The organism is Bacillus salitolerans (assembly GCF_042680805.1).
GTDB classification, from domain to species: Bacteria; Bacillota; Bacilli; order Bacillales; family SA4; genus Bacillus_CJ; species Bacillus_CJ salitolerans.
On the sequence record NZ_JBHUEM010000007.1, the window covers coordinates 1 to 24279 of the forward strand.

Consider the following 24279-nt stretch of genomic DNA (forward strand, 5'->3'; position numbering starts at 1 on the left):
AGCACCCTTTAGTTCAATAACAAAAAATTTGTTTAATAGGCTTTTTCCATTAACTCATAAATCTTATTGCTTAAATTTTCTTTCATTTTCCCATGTTCTTTATCGGAGTATTGATATTCAGAATTACGCCACTTTTCACCAGAATATTGCCAAACAGGATAGGGAATTCGTTCTTCAGGTTCCCAATTATATCGAGGAAACACATGGGCATGTAAATAAGCATCTGTATTCCCATATTCCTATAAATGTTTTTTTAATCCTTCTTATTTAACAATCCTGCACCGTTAGCACAGAAGCGACTGCTCTTATCGACAATCACTACCGTTATGGAATTTTATTTTAAGAAATTCCGAAAGACATCAATAATCAAAGGTATTCCACAAGCTACCATCAAAACAAACCCACTATATCGAAATATTACTTCTACATTATCCGTAACGTCTTTCCAAAAGAAAAAATAAGGTATAGGTAAAATCAGTAATACAAAACCAACCATAAACCCATAAAAGAAAGTTCTTTGTTTATCCAAATTTTATTTTCCTCTCTATAATACTCTTCTTCAACAAACCTGCTCCAATAGTTAAATAGCGACTGCTACTTGTTCAGCAATAGCTCTCCGTTAGTAGAAAAAATAAACGCATATTCAACACTCGCGCCAGTTCTCCTTCACTATATTTAAAATAGAGACGGTGCATAAAGAAATTTATTCAATTACGCCATTAGCGATTCGCTACAACTAGAGCGTCTCATCCAATCTCTGAATCTTTGAGTTGGAAATTAAATAAACATTGCCAAAAACGTCGATTTTGTCTCCTTTTACACGTACAGCGCAATCTTTGTTCGACGCATAAATATTTATTTCTTCCGATAGGGGAGATAGTTCGCTTTGAACCAGTGCAATGTTATTTTCAAGATCAAAATGAGACAGGACGGAAAAATTGTCAAGACCGATTCCGTCGTAAACAGAACTTATTTCAATTTCATCTCCAAAGTTTTTCGAGCGTAACCATTTAGCGGACATGTTGATTGCTCCAGCGCTTGCTCCCATCACAACGGCGCTGCTTTTTTTAATCGAATCCGATAATTCATATTCCATCAAAAAACAATTTTGATTAAGAATATTGCCACCCAACAAGAAAATGACGGAAGCATTTTGAATTATCGTTTGGGCATCTTCCTTCTGTACGCGGTAATTAATTAAATGATACTCATCAAACATAATGCCAGCCTGATCGAGCCACGAGCGTTCAGTAGTACCATCATCTTCATAAATAGATGGATTCGAGCTAATCATAACAAGCGATTTTCTATCAGTTATATCCTCTTGTAACACCCTCCCCAGATGCTCTGGAAAAAAATTGTCAAACCAACCTAAATAATAGTGAGTTTTCATAAGTACCCCCTCAGCAAAGTGTAAATAACATTTATTCCTTGCGTCACTCATTCTGTTTTCTGTCACTCTCAATATCCCCGATTGTTAAACATAATTTAAACAACACTCTTCAACTATCCTGCTTCGTTACTTCAATAGGAAGGTGCGAAAATCCTTCATGAAACAACGTTCATGAGCCATCTTTAACTTGTTTCTTTTCCAGTATCAAATATTTTATATGGTGAGTTAAATTATTTTGAACGGCGGTGATATAATCCCCCATAGATAATCTTTTGATAGTTCGGAAATGAATTTTCCACTTTTCATTTCCAGTAAAGATTTATTCAGTAAAGATTCAATAGATCTATTATAGGTAAGTAGAGCGTCATGCTCATTTTTTAAGCCTTCAGGTGGATTTAAACTTTTGAACAGCTCGATTTTTGTTTTCATTTGCTCGATTCTACCTTCAATGCGGTTGATCTTCGACAAATCCCTTTTGTTATTTTGAACAATTTTAGTGATATCTTTTTTAAAATTATCGATCTCATGAAGGTATTCCTCGGCACTTACAAAATAATCCTTATAATCATCTTCGCTTTGACACCCTATAGTAAGTATTGAAAATAATATTAAAACGAATAAAATAAAAAAATTTTTCATTATTAACCCACCTCCGTATACCGTATAATGTTACTTATTAAAGAAACATTCTCCGTTAGTGCAACAAGCACTACTTCGTTAATGTGCATAATTTTAATATACATACATTTTTCGTGAGTATCGATAATGAAAAGACAAACAGTGGTTGCATTATCCTTAATACCATCATATACATTCTTCCATAAAAAAGGGAAGTCCTTAACTGGAAAAAAGCGTTTCATTTTATCAAGCAAAAACTGTGTCATCTGTTTCAAGCGGTCACATTAAGCCTCTATAGTAACATCATAACTTATTTCCTTCTTTATCTAGAAAAAGTAACTCCTTGCTTTTAAAATACTTTTTAGTAGTATTATGAAGTATCCAAACCTGCATACTTGTCCCTTCTAAAAGTATCAATTCAGCTTCATATGTACCTAATTTAACTTTTGAGACGTTTGACATTGTACCGCCCATATAGAAATCTTTACTTCCTACGTAATCTCCTTTTCTAAGTGTCTCTATAGGTCCTAAACCTATCATGTCAGCATATTTCCAACCGTATTTATTTCTATTAAACCTTGCTACTAATACCATATCATCTTCTAATGGGTAAAATACAATATAAGCAGTATTTGTTTCTTCAAGTATTCTTGTTTCGACCACTTCCCCAGCTTCAGCCTTAGGATTACTTATATTTCTGAGAGCCTCTTCTGGAGTAGAGTATGAGTATAATTTTTTATGTACCTCTATAAATATAAAAACACTTGCTATTAAGATAAGTGCCACTGCAATACTCACAATTCCTTTAATAAATATTGCTCCCCTTCCTTATAATTCAAATTTAACATTATGCTTCTATAGTTCAATAAAAGAACCTCTAATCTTTCTTGAATTAGAGTCCCCTATGTTGAATTACTACTTTTATAGTTGAAAGGCTTGAACCAAACATTCTTCTCCATCTACAATTTGCTTTTTTTCTTCAAAGTCTATATTTAACTCACTAAAAATTTTTCTCCAAAATATAATGGCTGGAATATTCTTAGCCAGTACTATAAGAAAGTAGATTCCCTTTTTTTGTTTAAATAATTCTCTTAATAATGAAATTGCAATACCTTTGCTTCTATATTTTTTCAACAAGAAAATATCATTAATACTATAATCATATTCCTTTGTTAAGAAAGGTCTTTCTAAAATTAGTAAAAATCCTACAATTGTTTTATCTTTTTTTAGAAAATATGGTGTCAGCCCTTTCCTCTCCCAAATTAATTCAAATGAATCAAATACGAAGGAACCATCCGTTTATATGTCAAATCCCTCGGTAAACTCCGAAAGATCATGTAAATATAGGGAATATAAATTCTGAAGAATGAGCTTTTCATCTTTGGAAATTGAGTTTAATGAAACCGTCATTGTAATACCTCTTTTACAATCATTTAAAGCTATTAATTGTTTAATTTCTACATAGAGTTTCATTTGTCCTTCTTGCACTAAACGAACCAATAAAGAAATGGGATCAGCCACAGCTGATCCCATTTTGTTATTCAAAATTCGCAACCCGATAGTTTAATAAGTAATTCCACAATTAATATAGTTAAAATTAGTAATTCTAGATATGTATTAATGTATTACTTATAAATTCGCGGAGCATTGAATTTTGTGTTCTTCAATTTAAATCGATATTTCGTTTTTCCAAAGTATAGTACTTAATTTGGTTTTGTATATTTGCATAAAGTTCTATTTTCTCTAATTCTGCTATTGGTATCCATTTAACACCTGTCTGATTAGGGTCAGGATTTTCAGGTAGTTTAGGAAAGGAACCTTTTTGTTTTTCAGATTGATAATATCCTCATGTGGTAACCGGCTCTATAGTAATTCTCCTTATCTAACTTTCCCCTTTTAACAGATTGTTTAATAAAACTGTAATAACAATACAGGTTAATTCATTATATAACTATTAGTTATTGACTTAACTAACTAGTTAGTCTAAATTAAAATTAACAAATTATTCCACGGGGTGATGTTAATGAAAAAGGTTATTGTTGTTGGAGCAGGTTTAGGCGGGTTATTTACAGCAGGTTTATTGGCAGGAAGGGGACATCAAGTCACAGTAGTTGAACGATCACCTATTTTAGGTGGCAGGTCTCACGTCTTAAAAAAGGATGGTTTTACCTTAGGTTATGGAGCCCATGCCATCTTGGCACCAAAAGCACACCCCGTCAAAAGTATCTTCAAAGAGTTAAACATTAATTTAACCTATAATAAAGCAAGTCTATCTAAATTCAAGCTCTTTAAGGATAGCAAATTACTCTCTACCCCTTTAGGATCAGGACTTCTAACATCACCTGCCATTCATGGGATGATGAATCATTTTGTGTTTTTAAAAAAATTCATCCAAATGGTGAAAGCAAAGCCTACGTTCGATCCTAATGTAACAGTAGAGGATTGGATAAACGAAAACATAAAAGATGGAACTATAGCAAAGGTAATCAAGGCATATGCAACTCTATCCGTCTATGATGGAGCATTGGATTGTTATTCCATGAACGCTTTCGTCGAACTTGCAAACTGTGAATATTCAAACATCGAGCCACTTGCATATGCAGCATATGATGAATTATTGGATAAGTTAAAAACACATATTATGGCAAACGGTGGAGAAATCCAATTGGGTTGTAAGGTCGAAGCGCTTATTATTCAAGATGGAAAAGTGGTAGGGGTTGAAACAAATGAACAAAACTTATATGCAGATAATGTTGTATTGAACTTGCCTCCTCAAGCTATAGAGAATATGATTAAAAATGATTCTTTAATAGATGAACTTAGCCCTTATTTTAACCAAACACCACAGTTTGTATATGTTTATGATTTAATGCTATCTAAGCCTTTAAGAAAAGATATAACAAACATATTGGATCTTGACGAAAACGTATATATAAATGATTACACCTTAAATGTTCCTTCATCGGTTACAAATAACGGGCAGCTACTCTCTTGTTTAAAGTTTTTAAGCAAACAGGAGCAGCAAGACGATTGCCATGCAGAGCAGTCCAAAGAATCAGTAGAAAGAATTCTCGATAGCGTCTATACCGGATGGAGACAGCACACTGCCCGAGCAAGAATAATAAATAGGGCTATGGTGAACGGAATTGCAAGACATACTGGTAATAAACTCCTTCCATTTGAAAGTAAGAATGTGGAATCCCTCTATTTTGTTGGAGATTCTACGTCTGGTCGTGGAGGCCTAGGATTGCCAGCATATGAGAGTGCTTGGCTAGTTTCGGAGAAGATTGATATAAAAAATTCAATTAAGCATGTTAGTAATGTCTAATCAAAGGAAGATCAGTACAAATGACAGATACAATTCCTGGTAAAGAAAAGATTTTGGAGACGGCATTAATTGAATTTGCCGATAAGGGTTATGAAGGGGCCAGAGTGGATCGGATTGCAATTGAAGCTGGCGTAAATAAGGCTTTAATTTATTATCATTTTAAAAGCAAAGAAGAACTTTATGTATCAACGATTAACTATTTGTTTAAAAAAGCAGCACCTACAGAATTAAAAATACCCTCTTCTTTAACTGTTAGAGAAAAAATGTTACTTTTAATACGGCACTTCACAACGTTTATTCATTATAACCCGATTTTTGTAAAAATCATGGATCAAGCTGTTAATAAAGGCAATAGCCTTTTTGACAATTTATACGAACAAAACCTCTATTTTCAAATGGTTATGGCATTATACTTTGAGGGAGTCACAAAAGGAGAAATTAGAATCATTGATGAGCCAGTCGATTATTTGGTTTCCCTTTTAGGTTCTTGTTACTTCTTCTATTCCCACCGAAATGCCTTATATAAATTTTATAGTAGCCATTTGGATGAAAAGGAGTTTCTTGAAATGCGTATCCGGACAGTGCAGGATATTGTAGATCGGGTTTTATTTCAAAAATAAAGGATACCCTTGTATTTTTTCCAAACCAAAAGAACGAGAAAAATTAAAAGGCATTATGCATCGAACTGCACCCTGTCAAGTGATCCGTGGAGGCTTCAGCTCTGTTAAAAAGGGCTGAAGCCGTTTAGTTGTTTTTAATAAATTCCCTGATTATTTAATTCTTTAGTCATACCAATTGCAAGTCATTCACTATCGTTATTTTCGCAGTATTGTTCTTCAATCTCTTGAACACGATTAATAGTTAATCCATCTCTAAATTCAATAGCTAAAGGATGTTCAGTTGGTTCAAGTTCAATGTAAGGTCTTACTCCATCTCCTCTATAATGTACTAATGCTTTTAAATTCACAGTTTCAGGATAAAAAGCCAGAGCAGTAGATATCCAACCAAACGTTGGTTCCAATAGTTCTTGGTTATCCCAGTGTTATTCTACCCTGTAAAAGTTATCTCTACTTAATTAAACCCATACACGACCCCATATCAGGTTTTCATCAGTTCCTTTAACTAGAAAGTTCGACTAGCATTTTTAATCACAATTTTTTCAAACACCCTTTAGTCTATTATCAATAATTAATTTTAAAAGCTAATCCTTCCTGAATCAATGCTCCAAATTGATTCCTTCTTCAACTAACCGATCCTATATTTTAAGTACATCTATTCACAATCTTTTTCAAAGTTAACAATTCAGAATAAAGATCATCACACATCAAAAAAGATGTGGTTTTTTATCAAGACTTGTGATGAACGAACAACCTCTATTTATCAATGGGTATATTAGAATAATACACAGTATACTCTCGCACAATTTTTAACAGGCAATATATTCGTTTAAGAAAATGTTAAATGCTATAATTTAGGAAATCGAAATAATTAGGAGGATCCAGGTGGAGACAAAACTATTTAGCCCTTATACAATTAAAAACGTTACATTAAAGAACCGAATTGTAATGTCCCCTATGTGTATGTATTCATCTCATAATCAAGATGGACATGTACAAAACTGGCACTATACCCATTATGTGAGCCGTGCTGTTGGTCAAGTAGGACTTATTATGGTTGAGGCCACAGCTGTCACACCACAGGGTAGAATTTCTGCGGAGGATCTTGGTCTATGGAATGATGAGCATGTAGAAGGACTCAGTAAGCTTGTCGGAATGATTAAGGAACAAGGATCTCATGCAGCCATTCAAATTGCTCACGCCGGTAGAAAAGCAATGGTAGATGGAGAAATCATAGCACCTTCCCCTATAGCGTTTAGTGAAAAACTAAAAATGCCAAGAGAAATGACATATGATGACATTCAAGAAACCATTAGAGCCTTTCAAGCAGGAGCATTACGTGCGAAGAAGGCAGGGTTTGATATTATAGAAATTCACGGTGCGCATGGGTATTTAATCAATGAGTTCCTATCACCACTTGCGAACAAGCGTGAGGATGAATATGGTGGTAGCACAGAAAATCGCTATCGTTTCCTACGTGAAGTCATTGACTCCGTAAAAGAGGTTTGGGATGGTCCACTTTTTGTGAGAGTTTCTGCGCATGATCACCACCCAGATGGTTTGACGGCAGAAGATTATGTTACATATGCAAAGTGGATGAAAGAACAAGGAATTGATTTAATCGATGTAAGTTCAGCAGCGGTAGTCCCAGTTCCGATAAAGGTTTACCCTGGATATCAAGTTGGCTACGCAGAGACGATTAGACATGGTGCAGAGATTCCAACAGGTGCTGTCGGATTGATCACAACAGGAAATCAAGCAGAAGAAATATTACAAAATAATCGTGCTGATCTTATATTCGTTGCAAGAGAATTACTAAGAGATCCATACTGGCCAAGAACTGCTGCCAAACAGCTAGGTGTGTCAATTGAAGCACCTAAACAATATGAGCGTGGGTGGTAAGGTCAAGAGGCAGAGACGAGCTAATTAAGATACCCAACTAAATCACAGGCCCTCATGCAACGTTATGCTGCACTACATCTTGAAGACAGCAGGCAGAGAATATGTTTTATCATAACAAGGCGGTTCGCCCCTTTAATTCGTGGTAGGTTACTAAACGCTTCTAGGGTTACATTCCCAAAACATGAAAATACGAAATAGCCTAATACTAACTTATTTGCTAAAAAGGGAACGGAAGTATATTTTACTTTCGTTCCCTTTTATATTGTTTCCGCTTACCAACATAATGACCAATACCAAAGCTGATTATGGTATTTAGTAAAAACACACTTACGATTCCAAGGTGATTCTTGATATATTCAGTCCCGGTCATAAGGTGTTCTTGCAATCTCAGTGCCGAAAAGAATTCATGGATTTTATCGGCTTCGTATAGATAGTAGAAATAAACAATCAATCCTCCTAGGAGTAAGAAAAACGTCGTTCTTATTAATCTAATTAAGAGAGTATTTGATTTTGGAGAGGATGGTGTACGTTTATTTGCTTTTCCTTTTCTTTTTCGAATGATATGTTGAACTGACATATTCTCACCCTCTACTTGGGTAATGCAATACGAAATGGAAATAATGTTGCTGTCATTATGCCTTCTTTGACCGCTGGGTCTGATTCCATAATCTTAATCGCTTCTTCTTCTGACTCCACTTCAAGAATGACAATCCCGAATCCATCTGGATCCATATTTAATGTTCTACCAGCTAGTGCTACAATCCCTTCCTGACAAAGTAACTGAAGCTGATCGAAATGTTTAAGAACGATGTTATTCTCTTTTTCTGTCCAGTTAGATTCATCTAATAAGCTAGGGATAAGCTTCAATTGATATAGATATTGCTCCTTCATGCCTATTCCTCCCATATACGCTCTACTAGATGCGTATTTTCCTTCATGTTTATCATAAATACATCTGGGTTCGACATTGCTTGCCATTCTTCAAATCCATATTTCTCATCAAACATTCTCAATAGTAAGGTGGTTAAATTTCCGTGACTAACTAAGGCGATATGCTCGTCATTATCCATTACTAATTCCTGAATTAATGACTGCAAGCGAACCATCGCTTCCTTAGAGGATTCACCACCTTCAAAGGAAAGGTTTTCATCGTCAAACGATGCTTCTAAATTTTCTAACCAATTTGAAAGAGGAGGATCGCTCAATATTCGTTCAACTAATCGAGGATCTTCGATTATTGGAATTCCTTGTTTTTCTGCATAAGGTTTGATTGTTTCAACAGCCCTTACATATGGACTAGAAATGATTTTCTTAATCGGGTATTCATTTAAGAATTCTGCTAACTGCTTTGCCTGTTCTACCCCTTCAGTAGTAAGAACCGCTTCCTCTTCCTGTCCCGTCGCCTTGCAATGACGAATAACATAAAGAATTTTATTCACTAGATCCACCCTTCCTTTCTATACGAGTTGTGTAAAAATCATATGCAATATCAACCGTCTGAAAAATTTCCTTAGCTTCCTTTTCTAGTTGAACCGAATCTTCTCTTTGATACCTAGCACTAATATGATTCAGTACTAACTTTTTAGCATTTGCTATTTTGGCTACTTCGGCTGCTTGTGTTGTTGTTGAATGGAAATAATCATGGGCAAGCTTTCCTTCATGGCTAGCAAAGGTTGCTTCATGTATCAACATATCAGCATTTTTTGCAAGCTCGATACTTTTTTGACAATACCTTGTATCACCTAAAATGGTGACAATTCTTCCAGGTTGACTAGGACCAAGATAATCCTTTCCATTTAATGTAATGCCATTCTCTAATGTAATCGTCTCCCCTAATTTTAGCTTCTTGAATACAGGTCCTGGAGTCACACCTAGCTCTATTAAATTGTCTACTAATAATGCACCAGGGAGATCCTTTTCTGTAATACGATATCCATAACTAGGAAGTCCATGATCTAGTAATCCTGCTTCTACTCGAAAATAACGATCTTCAAATAGTATTCCCTCTTCTATTTCTACAATCTTAAGCGGATATTTTAAGTGTGTTTTGCTTATTTTCAAACAAATTTCTATGTAATCTTTAATACCTTTAGGACCATATACGGTTACAGACGTCTCTCCTCCTTGAAATGAGCGACTACCTAATAATCCTGGCAAACCAAATATATGGTCTCCGTGCAAATGCGTGATGAAAATTTTCTCGATTTTTCGTGGGCGAATAGACGTATGTAAGATTTGATGCTGAGTTGCCTCCCCGCAATCAAAGAGCCAAACAGCTCCAATTTCTTCTACTAATTGAAGAGCGATGGCTGATACATTTCTTTCTTTTGCCGGCAAACCTGCACCAGTACCCAAAAAAGTAATCTCCATGTTTCGCCCTCCTTTACCTATCTGTTTTTGGGTTTTGTAAAAAATCCTTATTGAAACTTGTTCCCTTAGTATTGGATTCCTTATCAACAATGGATAATCCTTTTTTTATTGCATGATTTCCATATTTTGATTGTAGCTTCTCGATTGTATCGTATAAAGGCTCATTTTTAGCATCCTGCTCAAACGAAAACAGATCAAGTTGTTTATAAGCATCCTTCTTATCGACAAGATCTTGAGCGGTAACACCTAATAAACGAACAGGATCCTCGGTCCAATGCTTTTTCCATAACTGCTCTATAATATTCATCAAATCAATTGATTCAACGATGGGATTCTCAAGCTTCTTACTTCTTGTGATTGTTTTTCTATCATCGTAACGAATCATTAACTGAACTGTAAGTGCAACCATTTCTTTTCGCTTTAACCTTCTCGATACGGAATCTGATAACTTCTTTAGCACATCGAAGATTTCATGCTCATCAGTCGAATCCTCTCGAAGCGTAGTTGAGTTCCCGATGCTTTTAAACTCATATATGGCATCTGGGTCAACAGGTCTACTGTCAATCCCATTTGCTCGACTCTTTAACCGTTCACCATTTATCCCTAGCAGTTTTTTTAATTGGATAGAATCAGCTTTTGCTAAATCACCAATCGTAAGAATTTGAAATGGTCTTAGTTTCTGGGCTGTTTTCTCGCCTACTCCATGCATTTCTTCTACTGGCAATGGCCAAAGTACTTTTTCTACATCTCTTTTCCTTATCACTGTAATTCCTAGAGGTTTTTTCATATTGGAGCCCATTTTTGCTAGAAATTTATTGGGCGCAATTCCAATACTACATGGAAGAAGTAGGTTTTCTAGCAGTTCGTTTTGGATTTTTCTTGCCACCTCAAGAGGTGATCCCATCCGAAAACATTCCGTAATATCTATGTATCCCTCATCAATTGAAACTGGTTGAACGAGAGGTGTATACGTCCGTAAATAGTCAAACATAGCGAGCGAGGCTTTACGATAACGGTCAAAATTCGGTGTTTTCACGATTAGACCTGGACATAATTTTTTCGCTTCCCACAATGGCATAGTTGCCTTTATTCCTTTAGCCCTTGCCTCATAGCTACAAGTTACAATAATCCCTCTTCGTTCTTCTGGGTTTCCCGCTATTGCGAGCGGCTTTCCTCTTAATGATGGATCATAAGCAACCTCCACCGAAGCATAGAAACTATTCATATCAACATGTAAAATAACCCGTCCATTTTTCGGATACATATTTTTCAAGAAGATTCACCTCAAACCCTATCAATACAAAATGCTACGGACTACTTCTATCATAAATCCTACAATATAATTGATGCAAATATGGAACGATGATGAATAGAAAAATTGGCATACTCCTAGAAATGATACTTAAGACAAATGCTTACTATTATGGTAAACACCAAAAGAAAAAGGCCCTACGCGGACCTTATTTTAAATGTTGCTTTATTTCTCGCATTTCATCTAGTGATTGAAGAAGCTTGGAAGGATCGATTAAAGTAAGCAATCGATTCGTAAGGTTTGCAACACCCATTAAATACGAATTCTGACCATAGGACATTAAGCCTACTTGTTGTATGGAGTCATTTGGAATATCAATTATTTCCTTTGCATCATCGACAATTAGACCAAATGAAAATTCGTTTGTATGAACAACGATCATTCTAGTCTTATCAGATACTTCCGATGCCTTTTTATATAGAACTTGATTCGAATCAAGAATCGGTGTTACATCTCCACGAATTGTCGTTACACCATTCATATAATAAGGCATATTTGGAACAGATGTTAAAGGTTGCATCTTTTCAATCGAAACAACATACTGAATCGGAACACCATACTCTTCTTCCTGTGTTTGAAAAACAACCACCTTATCTAAAGCTACTGCCTCACTCATAAGTACAACCCCCTCATTAATAACTACTAGTTTTATCTATCATACTATATTTTCTCTCTAACATATAGGTTTTTATAGTACAAAATCACTATTCCCTTCCAAGGAATAATTATATTTTTATCACTCTAGTTCTTAAAACTAGTAAAACGCATACATTACTAATACAGACTTAATTACTTCTAGGTAATAATTTCAAGGAGGAATGAAAGATGATTTATGCAACGCCTGGACATGCGGACTCAAAAGTAAGCTTTAAAAAACGCTATGATAATTATATTGGAGGGAAATGGACTCCTCCAGTAAAGGGTGAGTACTTTGAAAATGTAACACCTGTTACTGGACAAGCATTTTGTGAAGTAGCAAGATCTAACGCTGAAGACATAGAATTAGCATTAGATGCTGCACATGAGGCAAAAAATGCTTGGGGAAAGACGTCTGCAGCTGAGCGTGCGAATATCCTTAACAAGATTGCAGATAGAATGGAACAAAACCTAGAAATGTTGGCAGTTGCGGAGACATGGGATAACGGGAAGCCTGTTCGTGAAACGTTAGCAGCAGACCTTCCACTTGCCATTGACCATTTCCGTTATTTTGCAGGTTGCGTAAGAAGCCAAGAAGGAACAATATCTCAACTCGACAACGATACTGTTGCTTACCACTTTCATGAGCCATTAGGTGTTGTTGGACAAATTATTCCGTGGAATTTCCCGCTATTGATGGCGACTTGGAAGCTTGCTCCTGCCCTTGCAGCTGGCAATTGTGTCGTGTTAAAGCCTGCTGAGCAAACACCTACATCCATCATGATATTCATGGAATTGATTGAAGATTTAGTTCCTCCTGGAGTTATTAATATTGTAAACGGTTTCGGGGTAGAAGCTGGTAAGCCTCTAGCATCAAGTAAACGTGTTGCTAAGGTTGCCTTTACAGGAGAAACAACAACAGGTAGATTCATTATGCAATATGCCTCTCAAAACTTAATTCCTGTCACTTTAGAGCTTGGCGGAAAATCTCCTAATATCTTTTTTGAAGATGTAATGGCTCAAGATGACGAATTTTTGGATAAAGCGATAGAAGGATTTGTAATGTTTGCTTTAAATCAAGGAGAAGTATGTACATGCCCGTCCCGCGCGCTAATCCACGAATCTATTTATGAAAGGTTCATGGAACGAGCACTATCTAGAGTTGAACAAATTAAACAAGGTAATCCACTTGATACAGATACAATGATTGGGGCACAAGCTTCTACCGAACAGCTTGAGAAAATCCTCTCTTATTTAGATATCGGAAAACAAGAAGGCGCAGAGGTTCTTATTGGTGGTGACAGAACCTACCTTGAAGGAGAGCTTGAAGGTGGCTATTACGTTAAACCTACGGTGTTTAAAGGACATAACAAAATGCGTATCTTCCAAGAAGAAATCTTTGGTCCAGTTGTCTCTGTTACAACCTTTAAAACCCCAGAGGAAGCATTACAAATTGCAAACGATACTTTATATGGACTAGGGGCAGGTGTGTGGACTAGAGATGTAAATACAGCATACCGATTTGGTAGAGAAATCGAAGCTGGTAGAGTATGGACAAATTGCTACCATGCTTATCCTGCACACGCAGCATTTGGAGGCTATAAGGCATCTGGAATTGGTAGGGAAAACCACAAGATGATGCTAAGTCATTACCAGCAAACTAAAAATCTACTTGTTAGCTATAGCCCTCAAAAATTAGGATTCTTCTAAAATGACTTCAATTGACAAGGTCACTGCAACAAAAGAAGCCCTTCAACTAATTGAAAGACTAAAGGTAAAACATGGTGAGCTACTATTCCATCAATCAGGTGGATGCTGTGACGGAAGTTCTCCAATGTGCTATCCAAAAAGTGAGTTTTTCATTGGTGATGTTGATGTTTTACTTGGATATATCGGCAACTGCCCTTTCTATATGACAGAGGCTCAATATGAATATTGGAAGCATACTCAATTAATAATTGATGTCGTAAAAGGTAGAGGTGGTATGTTTTCATTAGAAGGGCCAGAGGGGTTGAGGTTTTTAACGAGGTCTAGAGTATTCACTGAAGAAGAACAAAGAAACTTAAAATAGATTCCCGTTTAGGGAATCTATTCTTCTAATTGACTGGTGGTAAAAATCCTTCTTTACTAATAAATATAGCTTCATTTGGAAAATATCTTTGTAGTGCTACAACTAGTTGCTTGTACTTCTCACGATTATACCACTCCTGAAGATTCATCTTCTCATATATCTTATATATCCCCATTGTTTTTGTCCTTTTCCCTTCACTTCCATCGCCTTGGAAATAGTCATCAACTGTTATTCGATTGACTACTTTTGAAAGCAATTCTGAAAAAGAATTTGTTGAAGGAAGAAGAGGAGCAATGGCTACCTGTGTTTTGATTCCACTCTTTCCAATTTGATCAATGGCTTTTAGCCTAGCCGATATAGGTGGTGCACTAGGTGAGAAAAGCTTTCGAATATCTTCTCTATCTGTTTCAACTGTCATACTAACTAGCACATTTAACTGCTTTAGTAATTCAATATCCCTTGTCACTAAAGGACTTCTTGTTTGCAAAAATAAAAAATCAGGCGGCTCTTTTACCATGGCTTCGAGGATAGATTTTGTTATTTCATTTTTATACTCAACTGGTTGGTATGGATCAGTACTAGATGACATAAAAATCGAAATGGAAGGATACTTCTTTCTAGCCTTTTTAATTTCAGCTTGATATCTATCTGCAGCATTTGCCTTAATATCAACCCATGTACCCCAGTCTTCTTTTCGGAATAATCCAACAGGGCTTTTTCGAACATAACAATAGCTACAGGCAAAAGCACAACCAGAATAAGGATTTAAGGAAAACGTATATCCTTCAAGAAACCCACTTGCTGGAGTCAACAATTGTTTAGTATGTTTTTCTACGATATTCATGTTTCACCTTCCAATCAGTAAGTAGTCTACTTATGCTCGAGAAAATAAGAAAGCCAATTACGCCACCTGTTGTATTTAAAACAATATCATCAACATCAAATGCTCCCGCTCTTATAAGAACTTGGGTAACTTCAATCGCGAATGAAAAGAAAAAAGATAAACCAACAACCTTCAGGAACTGTTTTTCAATAAAATAAGCGATAAAGAATCCAAAAGGAACAAATGCAAAAATATTGCCAAAAAAGTTATCAGTGAGTAACCTCCAACCAAAACCATTGAAATGCATGATATAATCTGAGATTGACTTAAACGGAATAACATTATAAGCAAGCGTTCCATAAACGGATTGACGATAACTAGATAAAAATAACAAATACATTAGTATGATAAAATTAATACAAAAACAGCCTACCATTATTTTACGAATGAAAATAGTCATTTATAAATCTCCGTAAAAAGAAAAATAAAAAGAAGATGTGCATGAAGCAATTCCTCTTTTAATCTAACATATTTCAAGCAGAGATATCATTTTTTATTTTTGGCTTTCTAGGATTTTCTTGATCGTTACTAGATCCTTCATATTAGCTTTTTTCATCATTGATGACATAAATGGTGTAAAAAGCTTAGAGAATCCAGAAGGGACTCCTTTATTTCGAAGCTTCATTTTTGTTTCATTTTGACCTAGCTTCTCCCACGTATATGTTGTCTCCATTGGAAAGGGTCCATTGGCTGTTCTCATCACTAGTTTTTTCCCAGGGAGCCACTCCACAATTTCATAAATATACGCAAGTTCTCTTCCTAAGAAATGCGCCTTAAATGCCACTTTAGACCCAATCTCTAAAGGCTTTGGTGTTTGCCAAACTGCTGATTTTATATTTACATACCATTCTGGTGCATTATCAGGATTTGTTGCATAGTCAGCTACCTTTTCGATAGGGCTGTTGATTAAAATTTCTGTTTTAACATCTACCATTTTTCTAGCTCCTCTATTTTATTTTAGTTGAATGTTCTGCAATTATTGATTTTCTTTGTAACCTTTCCCATTCTCAACATATGTCTTCAAGAATTTACCTAATAATTCTTCCCATCCATTTCGATGCGCCTCCTCCCAGTTAGGGTCGATGAGACCAACTGCATGGTGTGAAAGCTTCAGAATTGTATCCTCTCCTCTTTCTTCTAGTTTAAAAGAGAAAGCGCTATTTACTGCCCCTTTCATTCCGAGTAAACCATTAAGTCGAATTTCGTATGGAGCATTTATAAAAGTAATAGTCCCCCATAATGCACCATGCTCATGGTCCACAATTTCAACAAACTTCCCTCCTACTTTTGGTTCAAGTGATAGTTTTGAACGATCACCTAGTAAACGATAAGCCCACCAATCATTAATATTTTCAGTCAATGCTCCAAACACAAGATTTATCTTCCCTTTAATCGCAATTTCTTGTTCGATCTCAAATGATTGTTTCCAATTATTTTTACTCATGGTATTATTTTCTCCTTCAATATTTGATTTTAATGTAAATAAGGATTGTGCCATTATAGACTGATATTTTGTCACCCATCTATCTGATAAATATTCAAGAGGAACAATATTGATATAGTTAAGGCGATTTCTTCCCTCTCTTCTAATTAGAACAAGATTGGCATCTACAAGCTGATTTAAATGCTTCATAATCGCAAATCGACTTACTTCATCAAATTGATCACTAATATCATTTGTAGTTTTAGGTCCATTTTTTAGTAAATCAAGTATAGTTCGTCTGATCGGGTGACCTAGTGCCTTAAATAAATCATTTAGATTGTCCTCATTCAATTGGTATCACCTTCTAATTATACATGTTACTAAAAGGTAACATATAATATGTGACCAAATAGTAACATATTTATTTATGTTAAGTCAACAACAGAACAAAAGGCTCAAGGCGCTCCGTTTAGCCTAAGGCAGAGCAAATGTTCCTAAATGAGAGAAAAGGGTGCTTTCCCCTTTTACTCATTTAGGGTTATTTGACTAAGGAAAAAGTGATTTTTCTTTTTCCCTCGAGTGGCTGGGTGCTGGAGCTGGATTCCATGTCACTAGCCCATTCTCTTGCTGTAAACTTAAAAATAATTAAGAAAAGGTGCAGAATCTGCACCTCCGTCACTTTAATTTGAAACTTCTTTAATAATAGATACTACAAGTTCAGCTGTTTTCACTAGCTCTTCAACAGGCATTCTTTCATTTGTTGTATGAATTTCTTCATAGCCAACAGCTAAATTAACTGTTGGAATCCCATGACCTGCAATAACGTTAGCGTCACTTCCGCCTCCACTTTGTTGCAATTCAGAAGTACGGCCAATATTCGCAACTGCTCTACGTGCAATTTCTACTACATGGTCACCTTCTCCAAATTTAAATCCAGGGTACATTACATTTACCTCTACCTCTGCTCGGCCACCCATTTTCGTAGCAGTTTGTTCAAATGCTTCTTTCATTTTTCGAACCTGTTCTTGCATTTTCTCAGGAATCAATGAACGTGCTTCTGCAAGGATATCAACACGATCACAGACGATATTCGTTTGTTTTCCACCTTCAAAACGGCCAATATTGGCTGTTGTTTCCTCATCAATTCTGCCAAGCGGCATGTTGGAAATCGCTTTTGCAGCAATTGTAATAGCTGAAACCCCTTTTTCAGGTGCAACACCTGCGTGTGCTGTCTTTCCAAGTATAGCTACTTTTAATTTTGCTTGAGTTGGAGCAGCAACAATAATATTTCCAACTTTCCCATCACTATCTAATGCATAACCGTATTTAGCCGTAATTTTGGAAGGGTCTAATGCTTTCGCACCAACAAGACCTGACTCTTCCCCGACTGTAATAATAAACTCGATAGTACCATGAGGGATATTATTTTCTTTTAATACTTTGATTGCTTCTAACATAGCCGCTAAACCAGCCTTGTCATCCGCACCTAAAATTGTCGTTCCATCCGTCACAATATATCCGTCTTGAATCGAAGGTTTTATTCCTTTTCCTGGAACTACCGTGTCCATATGAGAAGTAAAGTAGATCGTATCTACCCCTTCTTTTGTTCCAGGTAATGTACAGATTAGATTTCCAGCACCATGTCCTGTGATCTCTGTTGTATCATCTTCAAATACTTCCACACCTAACGCAGAAAATTTATCTTTAAGTACTTTACATATTTCAGCTTCAAATAATGTCTCAGAATCTACCTTTACAAGCTCTAAAAATTCGCTTACTAAACGCTCTTGATTAATCATTAATATTCCTCCTAGTTGTCTTAGAGTGGGATGTTTCCATGTTTTTTTCTAGGGCGGTCTTCTCGCTTGTTTCGTAGCATATCTAACGCCTGAATAATCTTTATCCTTGTTTCTCTTGGGTCAATCACATCATCGACCATACCCATTTTCGCAGCGACATATGGATTAGCAAATTTTTCGCGATACTCCTCAATTTTGTCCGCTCTTGTTTGTTCAGGGTTTTCACTTTCAGCAATTTCTCTTGCAAAGATTATATTGGCAGCACCTTGAGGACCCATAACGGCAATCTCAGCATTGGGCCAAGCAAAAACTAAGTCAGCACCGATAGCTTTACTGTTTAATGCAACATAGGCGCCTCCGTAAGCCTTTCTCAAGATAACGGTTAACTTTGGAACCGTTGCTTCTGAATATGCGTAAAGGATTTTAGCACCGTGTCTGATGATTCCCCCGTGTTCTTGTTTAACGCCTGGGAAGAATCCTGTCACATCTTCGAATGTAATGATTGGAATATTAAAGGAATCACAAAAACGAATAAATCTAGCCGCTTTATCTGACGAATCAATATCTAGACCTCCCGCCATCACCTTTGGTTGATTACAAACTAAGCCTACGACTTCACCCTTTACACGAGCTAGTCCAACAACAATATTCCTAGCAAAATCCTTATGTACTTCTAAAAAAGAATCTTTATCTACTACTTGATGGATCACCTTTCTTACGTCATATGGACGTATCGCATCAAAAGGGATTGTTTCTGTTAACTCAGGGCGATAATCATCCTCTTGATCTGCCTCTTCTAATCTCGGTGGCTTCTCTTCATTATGCTGAGGTAAGTATGAAAGAAGCAAACGAACATGTTCTAAAACGTCCTGTTCAGTTTTCCCAGAGAAGTGAGCATTCCCATTAATAGAATTATGTACAGCTGCGCCACCTAAGTCTTCAGATGAAATCTTTTCCCCTGTTACGGTTTCGATGACCTTTGGACCTGTAATAAACATTTGGCTCGTTTTTTCAACCATGAATACAAAGTCTGTAATAGCTGGAGAATATACAGCTCCACCTGCACACGGTCCCATGATAACAGAAATCTGTGGTACGACACCAGAGTAGATCGCATTTCGATAGAAAATATGGCCATAACCATCTAATGATACCACACCCTCTTGAATACGCGCTCCGCCGGAATCATTTAGCCCAACTATAGGGGCACCGTTCTTCGCTGCTAAGTCCATAATATTAGAGATTTTCTTTGCATGCATTTCACCCAATGCCCCACCAAACACTGTAAAATCTTGTGAGAATAAATAAATTGGACGACCATGAACTTTTCCATAACCCGTTACTACACCATCACTTGGTCCTTTCTTATCACCAAGTCCGAAATCTTGAGAGCGATGCTCAATAAAAGGATTCAGTTCTACAAACGATCCAGGATCTACAAGTAGATCAATACGTTCTCTCGCTGTTAATTTTCCTTTTTCATGTTGCTTTTCAATACGGTCATCTCCGCCGCCAAGTTCAACTTCTCTACGTCTGTCATATAAGTCATTAATTTTTTCGTAAATATCCATGCTGAACACTCCTTTAGTTCACACTACTTTTTCTCACATAGCTCGAGTAATACACTACCTGTTGACTTCGGATGCATGAAGGCAATTTGTGCCCCTCCTGCACCAGGCTTTGCTTGATCATGAATCATACGAATTCCATTCTCTTTCATATAGTGAATTCTTTCTTGAATCGAATCGACTCCAAGTGCAACATGGTGAATACCTTCGCCCTTTTTTTCAATAAATTTCGCAATTGGACTTTCTTCTGTTAACGGCTCTAACAACTCTAGTTTTGTTTCACCAGCTTTTAGAAATGCCACTCTTACTTGTTCCGATTCTACTTCTTCTATTCCTTCTAGTGTAAGCTCTAAAATATCAACGTACAATTTTAATGATTCCTCAATTGAACGAACAGCAATTCCAATATGATCTATTTTTTTTATCATCTAGATCCTCCTCATAAAAAAGAAAACGCATACATCTAATATTAGAATAAATTAGACAAGACTTCTAATGTTATTTCACCAAACTTAGCCATTTTCCTTCCTTTTTTTACTTAGAGACATATATTAGGGTACATTTTACATATAATTGTTTGTAATTACTTCTTGTCCCAAAACATATTTCCACGTTAAAATATATAAAGAGAATTTTATAGAGGGGGAAACGTGAACATGACCCGTAAGACGCAAAAAATTATCGTTTATATCATGATTGCTTCTATGTTATTATCAACTTTATTTGCTGGGGCCGCAATGCTCTTTTAAATCGATAAAAAGCATGCATGAAGAAATTGAAGGTACAATATAGTTAAAAATCAATGTATTCACATAACATATTGTTTTTGAAAAAATATCAATTTAATTAACCTTAAAGTAGAGCTTAGGATTTAACCTAAGCTCTCTTTGATATTCCTTACTGTTCAATTCATTATTGATTCTATCGTTACTAAACGATATTTTACATATCTTCTATAGTAAGCAAAAAAGTTTACGTTAAAGTCTGTAAAAAACAAAATTTAGGTCACACTATACATTGACTCTAGCTTTGTAAAAAGGAGATTATATATGGTAAACCAAGACTTTGACAAATTTAGAAAAGAACAAGAGGAGCATCAAGCCAAGTATATTGGAAGTAACAAGATTCATACCCAATCCTCCAATGATCCGAACTATAATAACAATGAGGAAACGGATAAAGCTCCTGGATTAACGGGTAGAGAAATTTAATTAAAATAGCTTTTCACTATGAAAAAAGAGATTGGGAGGCAACCCAATCTCTTTTTTTTCATGAAACTTTATTTTCTCGACTCGTATTAGAAGCTCTACTACTAATGAAAAAACCAGTATAAATCAAAAACGTTCCTATCATTATGATGATTCCTATATATACTGACATCATCATCGGCATTAAAAAAGCTCCTATAATAATAGTAGATCTTGCAATCAACTCTGCTCCACTAAAAGAAAGATTTGAAAATGCTGAATAGGAACCTCTCTTATCACTTGGTATCATATTTGCCTTTTCTGCCTCCTTAATTGGAGAATAAATAAGCTCTCCTAATGTCGCAATCAGATTAAACAGAAGTAAAATGTACCAAGTATTAGCTGACGTTATGGTTGCATAACCAATTCCATAAAGAATAAGACCAAGTAGTATAGCCTTTCTTTTACTCAATCGATCTGTCAATCGACTAATGAAAAAGGTTAAGCACACAACTAAGAGCATATTCTGGATATTTAGCATACTTAACATCCTAACCCCATCTATTCCAAGATTCCCAATTGTAATTGAATCAAACGTTTCCGCTAATCGAATGCCGATGTAACTGTTCAAAGAGAACTCGGCTGCAAAAATAAATGTCGAACCCAATACAACCTTGACAAATGCAGAATCTTTTATAGCCACATTATAGTTACTGATGAGATCCATAAACAAATTATCATGGGTCTTCTTTGAAAACTCAGTAAAACGATCACGAAGCCAAATCCCATAAGCGATTGGGATAATTGTTGAAGTAAAGGTCAGCAACATGAATAGTTCCTTTTGATAATTTACATATAAAAGTCCACCAAGTGCTGCCCCAATGGCCATGGATAGATTAATAAACCAATAATCCAATGCATAGACTGCCTTTCGATTCTCTGGTGTTGTTGAATCCATTATGATTGCATGCATTGCAGGTCTACCTAAACTACTTGTTATAATAAAGCCAATATACGCGACTGCAAATAACCAGATAATATTTGAAGCAGGTAATAGGCTAAGTGTCATCAAGAAAAACATGAATGCCGAACCACTTGCTGTTAATAAAAGAACTTTTTTTCTAGGAAAACGATCTGATATGTACCCTCCTATTAAATTCACCATAAATCCAATGATCACTGTTAGTATCAAAAACATTCCTGCCCAGACTTTATTTATCTCTTGTGCAAAAAATAGAGCCATAAAAGGCATAACCGCTGATGAAACGGCCCGACTAAAGAAAGATGTAATTAATCTAACTTTAATATTTTGTGGATACTCTTTCCATCCCATGTTGTTCCCTCCCTTTGTCTATTGTAATATTAAACTAGACCCAAAAACTTAAAAATAGACAGATCACAAAAGTGTGTCTACTTTTATTGAAGTGAGGATTAGCATGGACAATAAGTTACTATTGCTGTCTAGATCTTTTCCATCTGGCAGCGTTAAAATCGAAGACATGGCAGAAATACTAGAAATAAGTCATAGACAAACATCAAGATCTCTCAAAAAATGGTCTGATGAAGGTTGGTTGAGCTTTACTCCTGGGAGAGGGAGAGGGAATGTATCTCAATTACTTTGGTTACGAAACGTAGAAGAAGAATATGAAGAACAAGTCATGAAACTTCTCGATACAGAACCGGTTGAACGGATTAGTAAATACTTGATGTTTGATTGGTCTTCGGGTAGCAAAATGAGATTAATCAAAAAGTTTGATACGAAATTTGGTTACTTTACACAAACGAAAGATAAGTTAGTTGTACCAAAAAGATACCCATTTCTAACCATGCATCCATTAGAAGCAGCAGATGCTCATAGTGCCCATTTAGTAGCAAATGTTTTTAATCGTTTAGTGTCGATTACCGATACTGGCAGTATCGTCCCAGAAATTGCGCATAGCTGGGACGTTTCCGACACAAAGCTGAGATTATATTTAAAAAAAGACGTCATGTTTCATGATGGGTCCATTCTAAGTGCTAAGGATGTAGTGGATTGTCTAGAAAAACTACGTGTACATAAGCACTACAAAGCACTTTGGTCGCCTGTAGAGAAAATTGTCGCAACCTCTACCGTAGTAGTGGATCTTCACTATCCTGATGGTTGCAGCTATATTATACAATTATTAAGTATGATGTCAGCCAGTATTTATAAGTTAAACCATGATCGGCTAATAGGAACAGGTGGATTTTTAATTGGAGATAACAATAAGCAGAAGACAACGTTAGTTGCCTTTAAGGAACATTTTGGGGAGAGACCATTATTGGATGTGGTTGAGTTCATCCAAGTACCGAAGGATTTCAAAATGGTGTATCACTCGACAGTTGACCAAGACAATCCAAATTCTACATTTCAAGTAGAGAGTGATTCTGGTTTTGGAGTTGTAATGATGAATACAAACCGTCATTCAATGGTGCAGAATAAAGAAGTTCGCCATTTCCTTCATTATGTTATTGCCAAAAACCGGCATACCATTACTCAATATGAACCTCGGGCATTTCCAAATGATAAGAGCTGCTTCATTGGACAAGATCAGCGGATTCAGGCTCCAACTGTTGTTCGTCCGTCATTTGATGCTCCTATTGTCGTAAGAGTAGCCGACCATACAGAAAGGACCTCTATGTGGCTGAAAGAAACATTAGAGAAGGAAGGCATCCCTGTTGAGATGAAACGAGTAACATTTGAGCAATCCATTCATAATGATGTCATCAATCAAGAGGTTGATCTCTTTGTTCATGGAGAAATATTCGAAGCGAATCAAGATCTTTCTTTTTATAACTTTCTTATAAACGGCTTCTCTCCCTTAATTCGTATATTACAAAAGGATAAACACTGGATTCAGCATTTAGAAACATATAAGCATATTCCGTTTTCGAAGTGGAGATCCCTAAATCTAGTGACCGAGAAAAAATTAATAGAATCATCCATTATGATTCCTCTTTACTACGAGAAACGACAAACCCCGTTTTCTGGAGATATTATGAATATCAAAATCAAGCATTTTGGATATGTAGATTTTTCTAAGTTATGGGTGAGGCCTTCTATTGAAAACTAGAAGAATAAAAAACTGTATTTACTGATGCAACTGTATTCAAATACAGTTTTTTCTGTCAAATTACGGAAATGTCCGGGAAA

25 protein-coding genes and 2 pseudogenes are annotated in these 24279 nt (G+C 36.0%); 8 read left to right on the forward strand and 19 right to left on the reverse strand.

Annotated elements, in window-relative coordinates:
• Positions 1-736: 736 nt before the first annotated feature.
• The 4 genes and pseudogenes from ACFSCX_RS06940 to ACFSCX_RS06955 form a co-directional block, all read right to left on the reverse strand.
• On the reverse strand, positions 737-1393 hold the full coding sequence (locus ACFSCX_RS06940; protein WP_377927450.1) for a Type 1 glutamine amidotransferase-like domain-containing protein: 657 nt from the start codon (positions 1391-1393) through the stop codon (positions 737-739).
• Positions 1394-1618: 225 nt separating this feature from the next.
• Entirely contained in the window at positions 1619-2032 is a 414-nt protein-coding gene (locus ACFSCX_RS06945; RefSeq protein ID WP_377927451.1) for a DUF6376 family protein, read from the reverse strand.
• Between the two features lie 282 nt (positions 2033-2314).
• Complete coding sequence (locus ACFSCX_RS06950) at positions 2315-2797, reverse strand: hypothetical protein (RefSeq protein ID WP_377927452.1); 483 nt, start codon at positions 2795-2797, stop codon at positions 2315-2317.
• A gap of 135 nt (positions 2798-2932) precedes the next feature.
• Positions 2933-3421 (reverse strand): annotated as a pseudogene (locus tag ACFSCX_RS06955) (GNAT family N-acetyltransferase).
• A 613-nt stretch (positions 3422-4034) separates the two neighbouring features.
• On the opposite strand from ACFSCX_RS06955, the gene ACFSCX_RS06960 reads away from it, so the two are divergent.
• A complete protein-coding gene (locus tag ACFSCX_RS06960) occupies positions 4035-5339 on the forward strand; it encodes a phytoene desaturase family protein (RefSeq protein WP_377927453.1) in 1305 nt (434 codons plus the stop codon).
• A 20-nt stretch (positions 5340-5359) separates the two neighbouring features.
• Positions 5360-5959 (forward strand): TetR/AcrR family transcriptional regulator, encoded by a 600-nt coding sequence (locus ACFSCX_RS06965; RefSeq protein ID WP_377927454.1) that lies wholly within the window; start codon positions 5360-5362, stop codon positions 5957-5959.
• A gap of 182 nt (positions 5960-6141) precedes the next feature.
• On the opposite strand, the pseudogene ACFSCX_RS06970 reads toward ACFSCX_RS06965, so the two are convergent.
• Positions 6142-6456 (reverse strand): annotated as a pseudogene (locus ACFSCX_RS06970) (DUF2199 domain-containing protein); the annotation flags it as partial.
• A 385-nt stretch (positions 6457-6841) separates the two neighbouring features.
• Between ACFSCX_RS06970 and namA the strand changes: the two are divergent.
• Positions 6842-7858, forward strand: a complete 1017-nt coding sequence (gene namA / locus ACFSCX_RS06975; RefSeq protein WP_377927455.1) for an NADPH dehydrogenase NamA — start codon at positions 6842-6844, stop codon at positions 7856-7858.
• 241 nt (positions 7859-8099) lie between these two features.
• On the opposite strand, the gene ACFSCX_RS06980 is transcribed toward namA, so the two are convergent.
• The 6 genes from ACFSCX_RS06980 to ACFSCX_RS07005 form a co-directional block, all read right to left on the reverse strand.
• Positions 8100-8435 (reverse strand): hypothetical protein, encoded by a 336-nt coding sequence (locus ACFSCX_RS06980; RefSeq protein ID WP_377927456.1) that lies wholly within the window; start codon positions 8433-8435, stop codon positions 8100-8102.
• 11 nt (positions 8436-8446) lie between these two features.
• Positions 8447-8749, reverse strand: a complete 303-nt coding sequence (locus ACFSCX_RS06985; protein ID WP_377927457.1) for a YciI family protein — start codon at positions 8747-8749, stop codon at positions 8447-8449.
• Between the two features lie 2 nt (positions 8750-8751).
• Positions 8752-9297, reverse strand: coding sequence for a histidine phosphatase family protein (locus tag ACFSCX_RS06990; RefSeq protein ID WP_377927458.1), 546 nt, complete (start codon positions 9295-9297; stop codon positions 8752-8754).
• Entirely contained in the window at positions 9290-10228 is a 939-nt protein-coding gene (gene rnz / locus ACFSCX_RS06995) for a ribonuclease Z (protein WP_377927459.1), read from the reverse strand. Before rnz ends, ACFSCX_RS06990 begins: the two co-directional genes overlap by 8 nt.
• Before the next feature lie 13 nt (positions 10229-10241).
• Complete coding sequence (locus ACFSCX_RS07000) at positions 10242-11492, reverse strand: DNA polymerase IV (RefSeq protein ID WP_377927583.1); 1251 nt, start codon at positions 11490-11492, stop codon at positions 10242-10244.
• Positions 11493-11688: 196 nt separating this feature from the next.
• The gene (locus ACFSCX_RS07005; protein ID WP_377927460.1) at positions 11689-12156 is read right to left on the reverse strand and encodes a chemotaxis protein CheW; all 468 of its coding nucleotides are present in this window, start codon (positions 12154-12156) and stop codon (positions 11689-11691) included.
• Between the two features lie 209 nt (positions 12157-12365).
• Between ACFSCX_RS07005 and adh the strand changes: the two genes are divergently transcribed.
• A complete protein-coding gene (gene adh / locus ACFSCX_RS07010; RefSeq protein ID WP_377927461.1) occupies positions 12366-13886 on the forward strand; it encodes an aldehyde dehydrogenase in 1521 nt (506 codons plus the stop codon).
• A 1-nt stretch (position 13887) separates the two neighbouring features.
• Positions 13888-14247 carry a DUF779 domain-containing protein gene (locus tag ACFSCX_RS07015; RefSeq protein ID WP_377927462.1) on the forward strand — a complete coding sequence of 120 codons (360 nt, stop codon included), beginning with the start codon at positions 13888-13890 and terminating at the stop codon, positions 14245-14247.
• A gap of 25 nt (positions 14248-14272) precedes the next feature.
• On the opposite strand, the gene ACFSCX_RS07020 is transcribed toward ACFSCX_RS07015, so the two are convergent.
• The 7 genes from ACFSCX_RS07020 to mce form a co-directional block, all read right to left on the reverse strand.
• A complete protein-coding gene (locus ACFSCX_RS07020; protein WP_377927463.1) occupies positions 14273-15091 on the reverse strand; it encodes an SPL family radical SAM protein in 819 nt (272 codons plus the stop codon).
• Entirely contained in the window at positions 15066-15530 is a 465-nt protein-coding gene (locus ACFSCX_RS07025; protein WP_377927464.1) for a VanZ family protein, read from the reverse strand. The genes ACFSCX_RS07020 and ACFSCX_RS07025 overlap by 26 nt, the downstream gene beginning before the upstream one ends.
• Positions 15531-15623: 93 nt before the next feature.
• A complete protein-coding gene (locus ACFSCX_RS07030) occupies positions 15624-16064 on the reverse strand; it encodes an SRPBCC family protein (RefSeq protein ID WP_377927465.1) in 441 nt (146 codons plus the stop codon).
• Positions 16065-16106: 42 nt separating this feature from the next.
• A complete protein-coding gene (locus ACFSCX_RS07035) occupies positions 16107-16904 on the reverse strand; it encodes a helix-turn-helix domain-containing protein (RefSeq protein ID WP_377927466.1) in 798 nt (265 codons plus the stop codon).
• A gap of 329 nt (positions 16905-17233) precedes the next feature.
• A complete protein-coding gene (locus tag ACFSCX_RS07040) occupies positions 17234-18352 on the reverse strand; it encodes a tripeptidase T (protein WP_377927467.1) in 1119 nt (372 codons plus the stop codon).
• A gap of 20 nt (positions 18353-18372) precedes the next feature.
• A complete protein-coding gene (locus tag ACFSCX_RS07045) occupies positions 18373-19923 on the reverse strand; it encodes an acyl-CoA carboxylase subunit beta (protein ID WP_377927468.1) in 1551 nt (516 codons plus the stop codon).
• Between the two features lie 23 nt (positions 19924-19946).
• Positions 19947-20348, reverse strand: a complete 402-nt coding sequence (mce, locus tag ACFSCX_RS07050; RefSeq protein ID WP_377927469.1) for a methylmalonyl-CoA epimerase — start codon at positions 20346-20348, stop codon at positions 19947-19949.
• Between the two features lie 228 nt (positions 20349-20576).
• On the opposite strand from mce, the gene prli42 reads away from it, so the two are divergent.
• Both prli42 and ACFSCX_RS07060 read left to right on the forward strand, forming a co-directional pair.
• Positions 20577-20669: a stressosome-associated protein Prli42 gene (prli42, locus tag ACFSCX_RS07055; RefSeq protein ID WP_377927470.1), complete on the forward strand. Its 93-nt coding sequence runs from the start codon at positions 20577-20579 to the stop codon at positions 20667-20669.
• Between the two features lie 300 nt (positions 20670-20969).
• Positions 20970-21131, forward strand: coding sequence for a hypothetical protein (locus ACFSCX_RS07060; protein WP_377927471.1), 162 nt, complete (start codon positions 20970-20972; stop codon positions 21129-21131).
• 58 nt (positions 21132-21189) lie between these two features.
• Here the strand turns inward: ACFSCX_RS07060 and ACFSCX_RS07065 are convergent, their stop codons facing one another.
• Positions 21190-22440, reverse strand: a complete 1251-nt coding sequence (locus ACFSCX_RS07065; protein ID WP_377927472.1) for an MDR family MFS transporter — start codon at positions 22438-22440, stop codon at positions 21190-21192.
• A gap of 103 nt (positions 22441-22543) precedes the next feature.
• On the opposite strand from ACFSCX_RS07065, the gene ACFSCX_RS07070 reads away from it, so the two are divergent.
• A complete protein-coding gene (locus ACFSCX_RS07070) occupies positions 22544-24199 on the forward strand; it encodes an ABC transporter substrate-binding protein (RefSeq protein ID WP_377927473.1) in 1656 nt (551 codons plus the stop codon).
• The last annotated feature ends 80 nt before the right edge of the window (positions 24200-24279 follow it).

Coding starts and splice junctions, on each gene's coding strand:
- ACFSCX_RS06940 (WP_377927450.1), bottom strand. CDS start 1,393: ATGAAAACTCACTATTATTTAGGTTGGTTTGACAATTTTTTTCCAGAG.
- ACFSCX_RS06945 (WP_377927451.1), bottom strand. CDS start 2,032: ATGAAAAATTTTTTTATTTTATTCGTTTTAATATTATTTTCAATACTT.
- ACFSCX_RS06960 (WP_377927453.1), top strand. CDS start 4,035: ATGAAAAAGGTTATTGTTGTTGGAGCAGGTTTAGGCGGGTTATTTACA.
- ACFSCX_RS06965 (WP_377927454.1), top strand. CDS start 5,360: ATGACAGATACAATTCCTGGTAAAGAAAAGATTTTGGAGACGGCATTA.
- ACFSCX_RS06980 (WP_377927456.1), bottom strand. CDS start 8,435: ATGTCAGTTCAACATATCATTCGAAAAAGAAAAGGAAAAGCAAATAAA.
- ACFSCX_RS06985 (WP_377927457.1), bottom strand. CDS start 8,749: ATGAAGGAGCAATATCTATATCAATTGAAGCTTATCCCTAGCTTATTA.
- rnz (WP_377927459.1), bottom strand. CDS start 10,228: ATGGAGATTACTTTTTTGGGTACTGGTGCAGGTTTGCCGGCAAAAGAA.
- ACFSCX_RS07000 (WP_377927583.1), bottom strand. CDS start 11,492: ATGTATCCGAAAAATGGACGGGTTATTTTACATGTTGATATGAATAGT.
- ACFSCX_RS07005 (WP_377927460.1), bottom strand. CDS start 12,156: ATGAGTGAGGCAGTAGCTTTAGATAAGGTGGTTGTTTTTCAAACACAG.
- adh (WP_377927461.1), top strand. CDS start 12,366: ATGATTTATGCAACGCCTGGACATGCGGACTCAAAAGTAAGCTTTAAA.
- ACFSCX_RS07015 (WP_377927462.1), top strand. CDS start 13,888: ATGACTTCAATTGACAAGGTCACTGCAACAAAAGAAGCCCTTCAACTA.
- ACFSCX_RS07020 (WP_377927463.1), bottom strand. CDS start 15,091: ATGAATATCGTAGAAAAACATACTAAACAATTGTTGACTCCAGCAAGT.
- ACFSCX_RS07025 (WP_377927464.1), bottom strand. CDS start 15,530: ATGACTATTTTCATTCGTAAAATAATGGTAGGCTGTTTTTGTATTAAT.
- ACFSCX_RS07030 (WP_377927465.1), bottom strand. CDS start 16,064: ATGGTAGATGTTAAAACAGAAATTTTAATCAACAGCCCTATCGAAAAG.
- ACFSCX_RS07040 (WP_377927467.1), bottom strand. CDS start 18,352: ATGATTAATCAAGAGCGTTTAGTAAGCGAATTTTTAGAGCTTGTAAAG.
- ACFSCX_RS07045 (WP_377927468.1), bottom strand. CDS start 19,923: ATGGATATTTACGAAAAAATTAATGACTTATATGACAGACGTAGAGAA.
- mce (WP_377927469.1), bottom strand. CDS start 20,348: ATGATAAAAAAAATAGATCATATTGGAATTGCTGTTCGTTCAATTGAG.
- prli42 (WP_377927470.1), top strand. CDS start 20,577: ATGACCCGTAAGACGCAAAAAATTATCGTTTATATCATGATTGCTTCT.
- ACFSCX_RS07060 (WP_377927471.1), top strand. CDS start 20,970: ATGGTAAACCAAGACTTTGACAAATTTAGAAAAGAACAAGAGGAGCAT.
- ACFSCX_RS07065 (WP_377927472.1), bottom strand. CDS start 22,440: ATGGGATGGAAAGAGTATCCACAAAATATTAAAGTTAGATTAATTACA.
- ACFSCX_RS07070 (WP_377927473.1), top strand. CDS start 22,544: ATGGACAATAAGTTACTATTGCTGTCTAGATCTTTTCCATCTGGCAGC.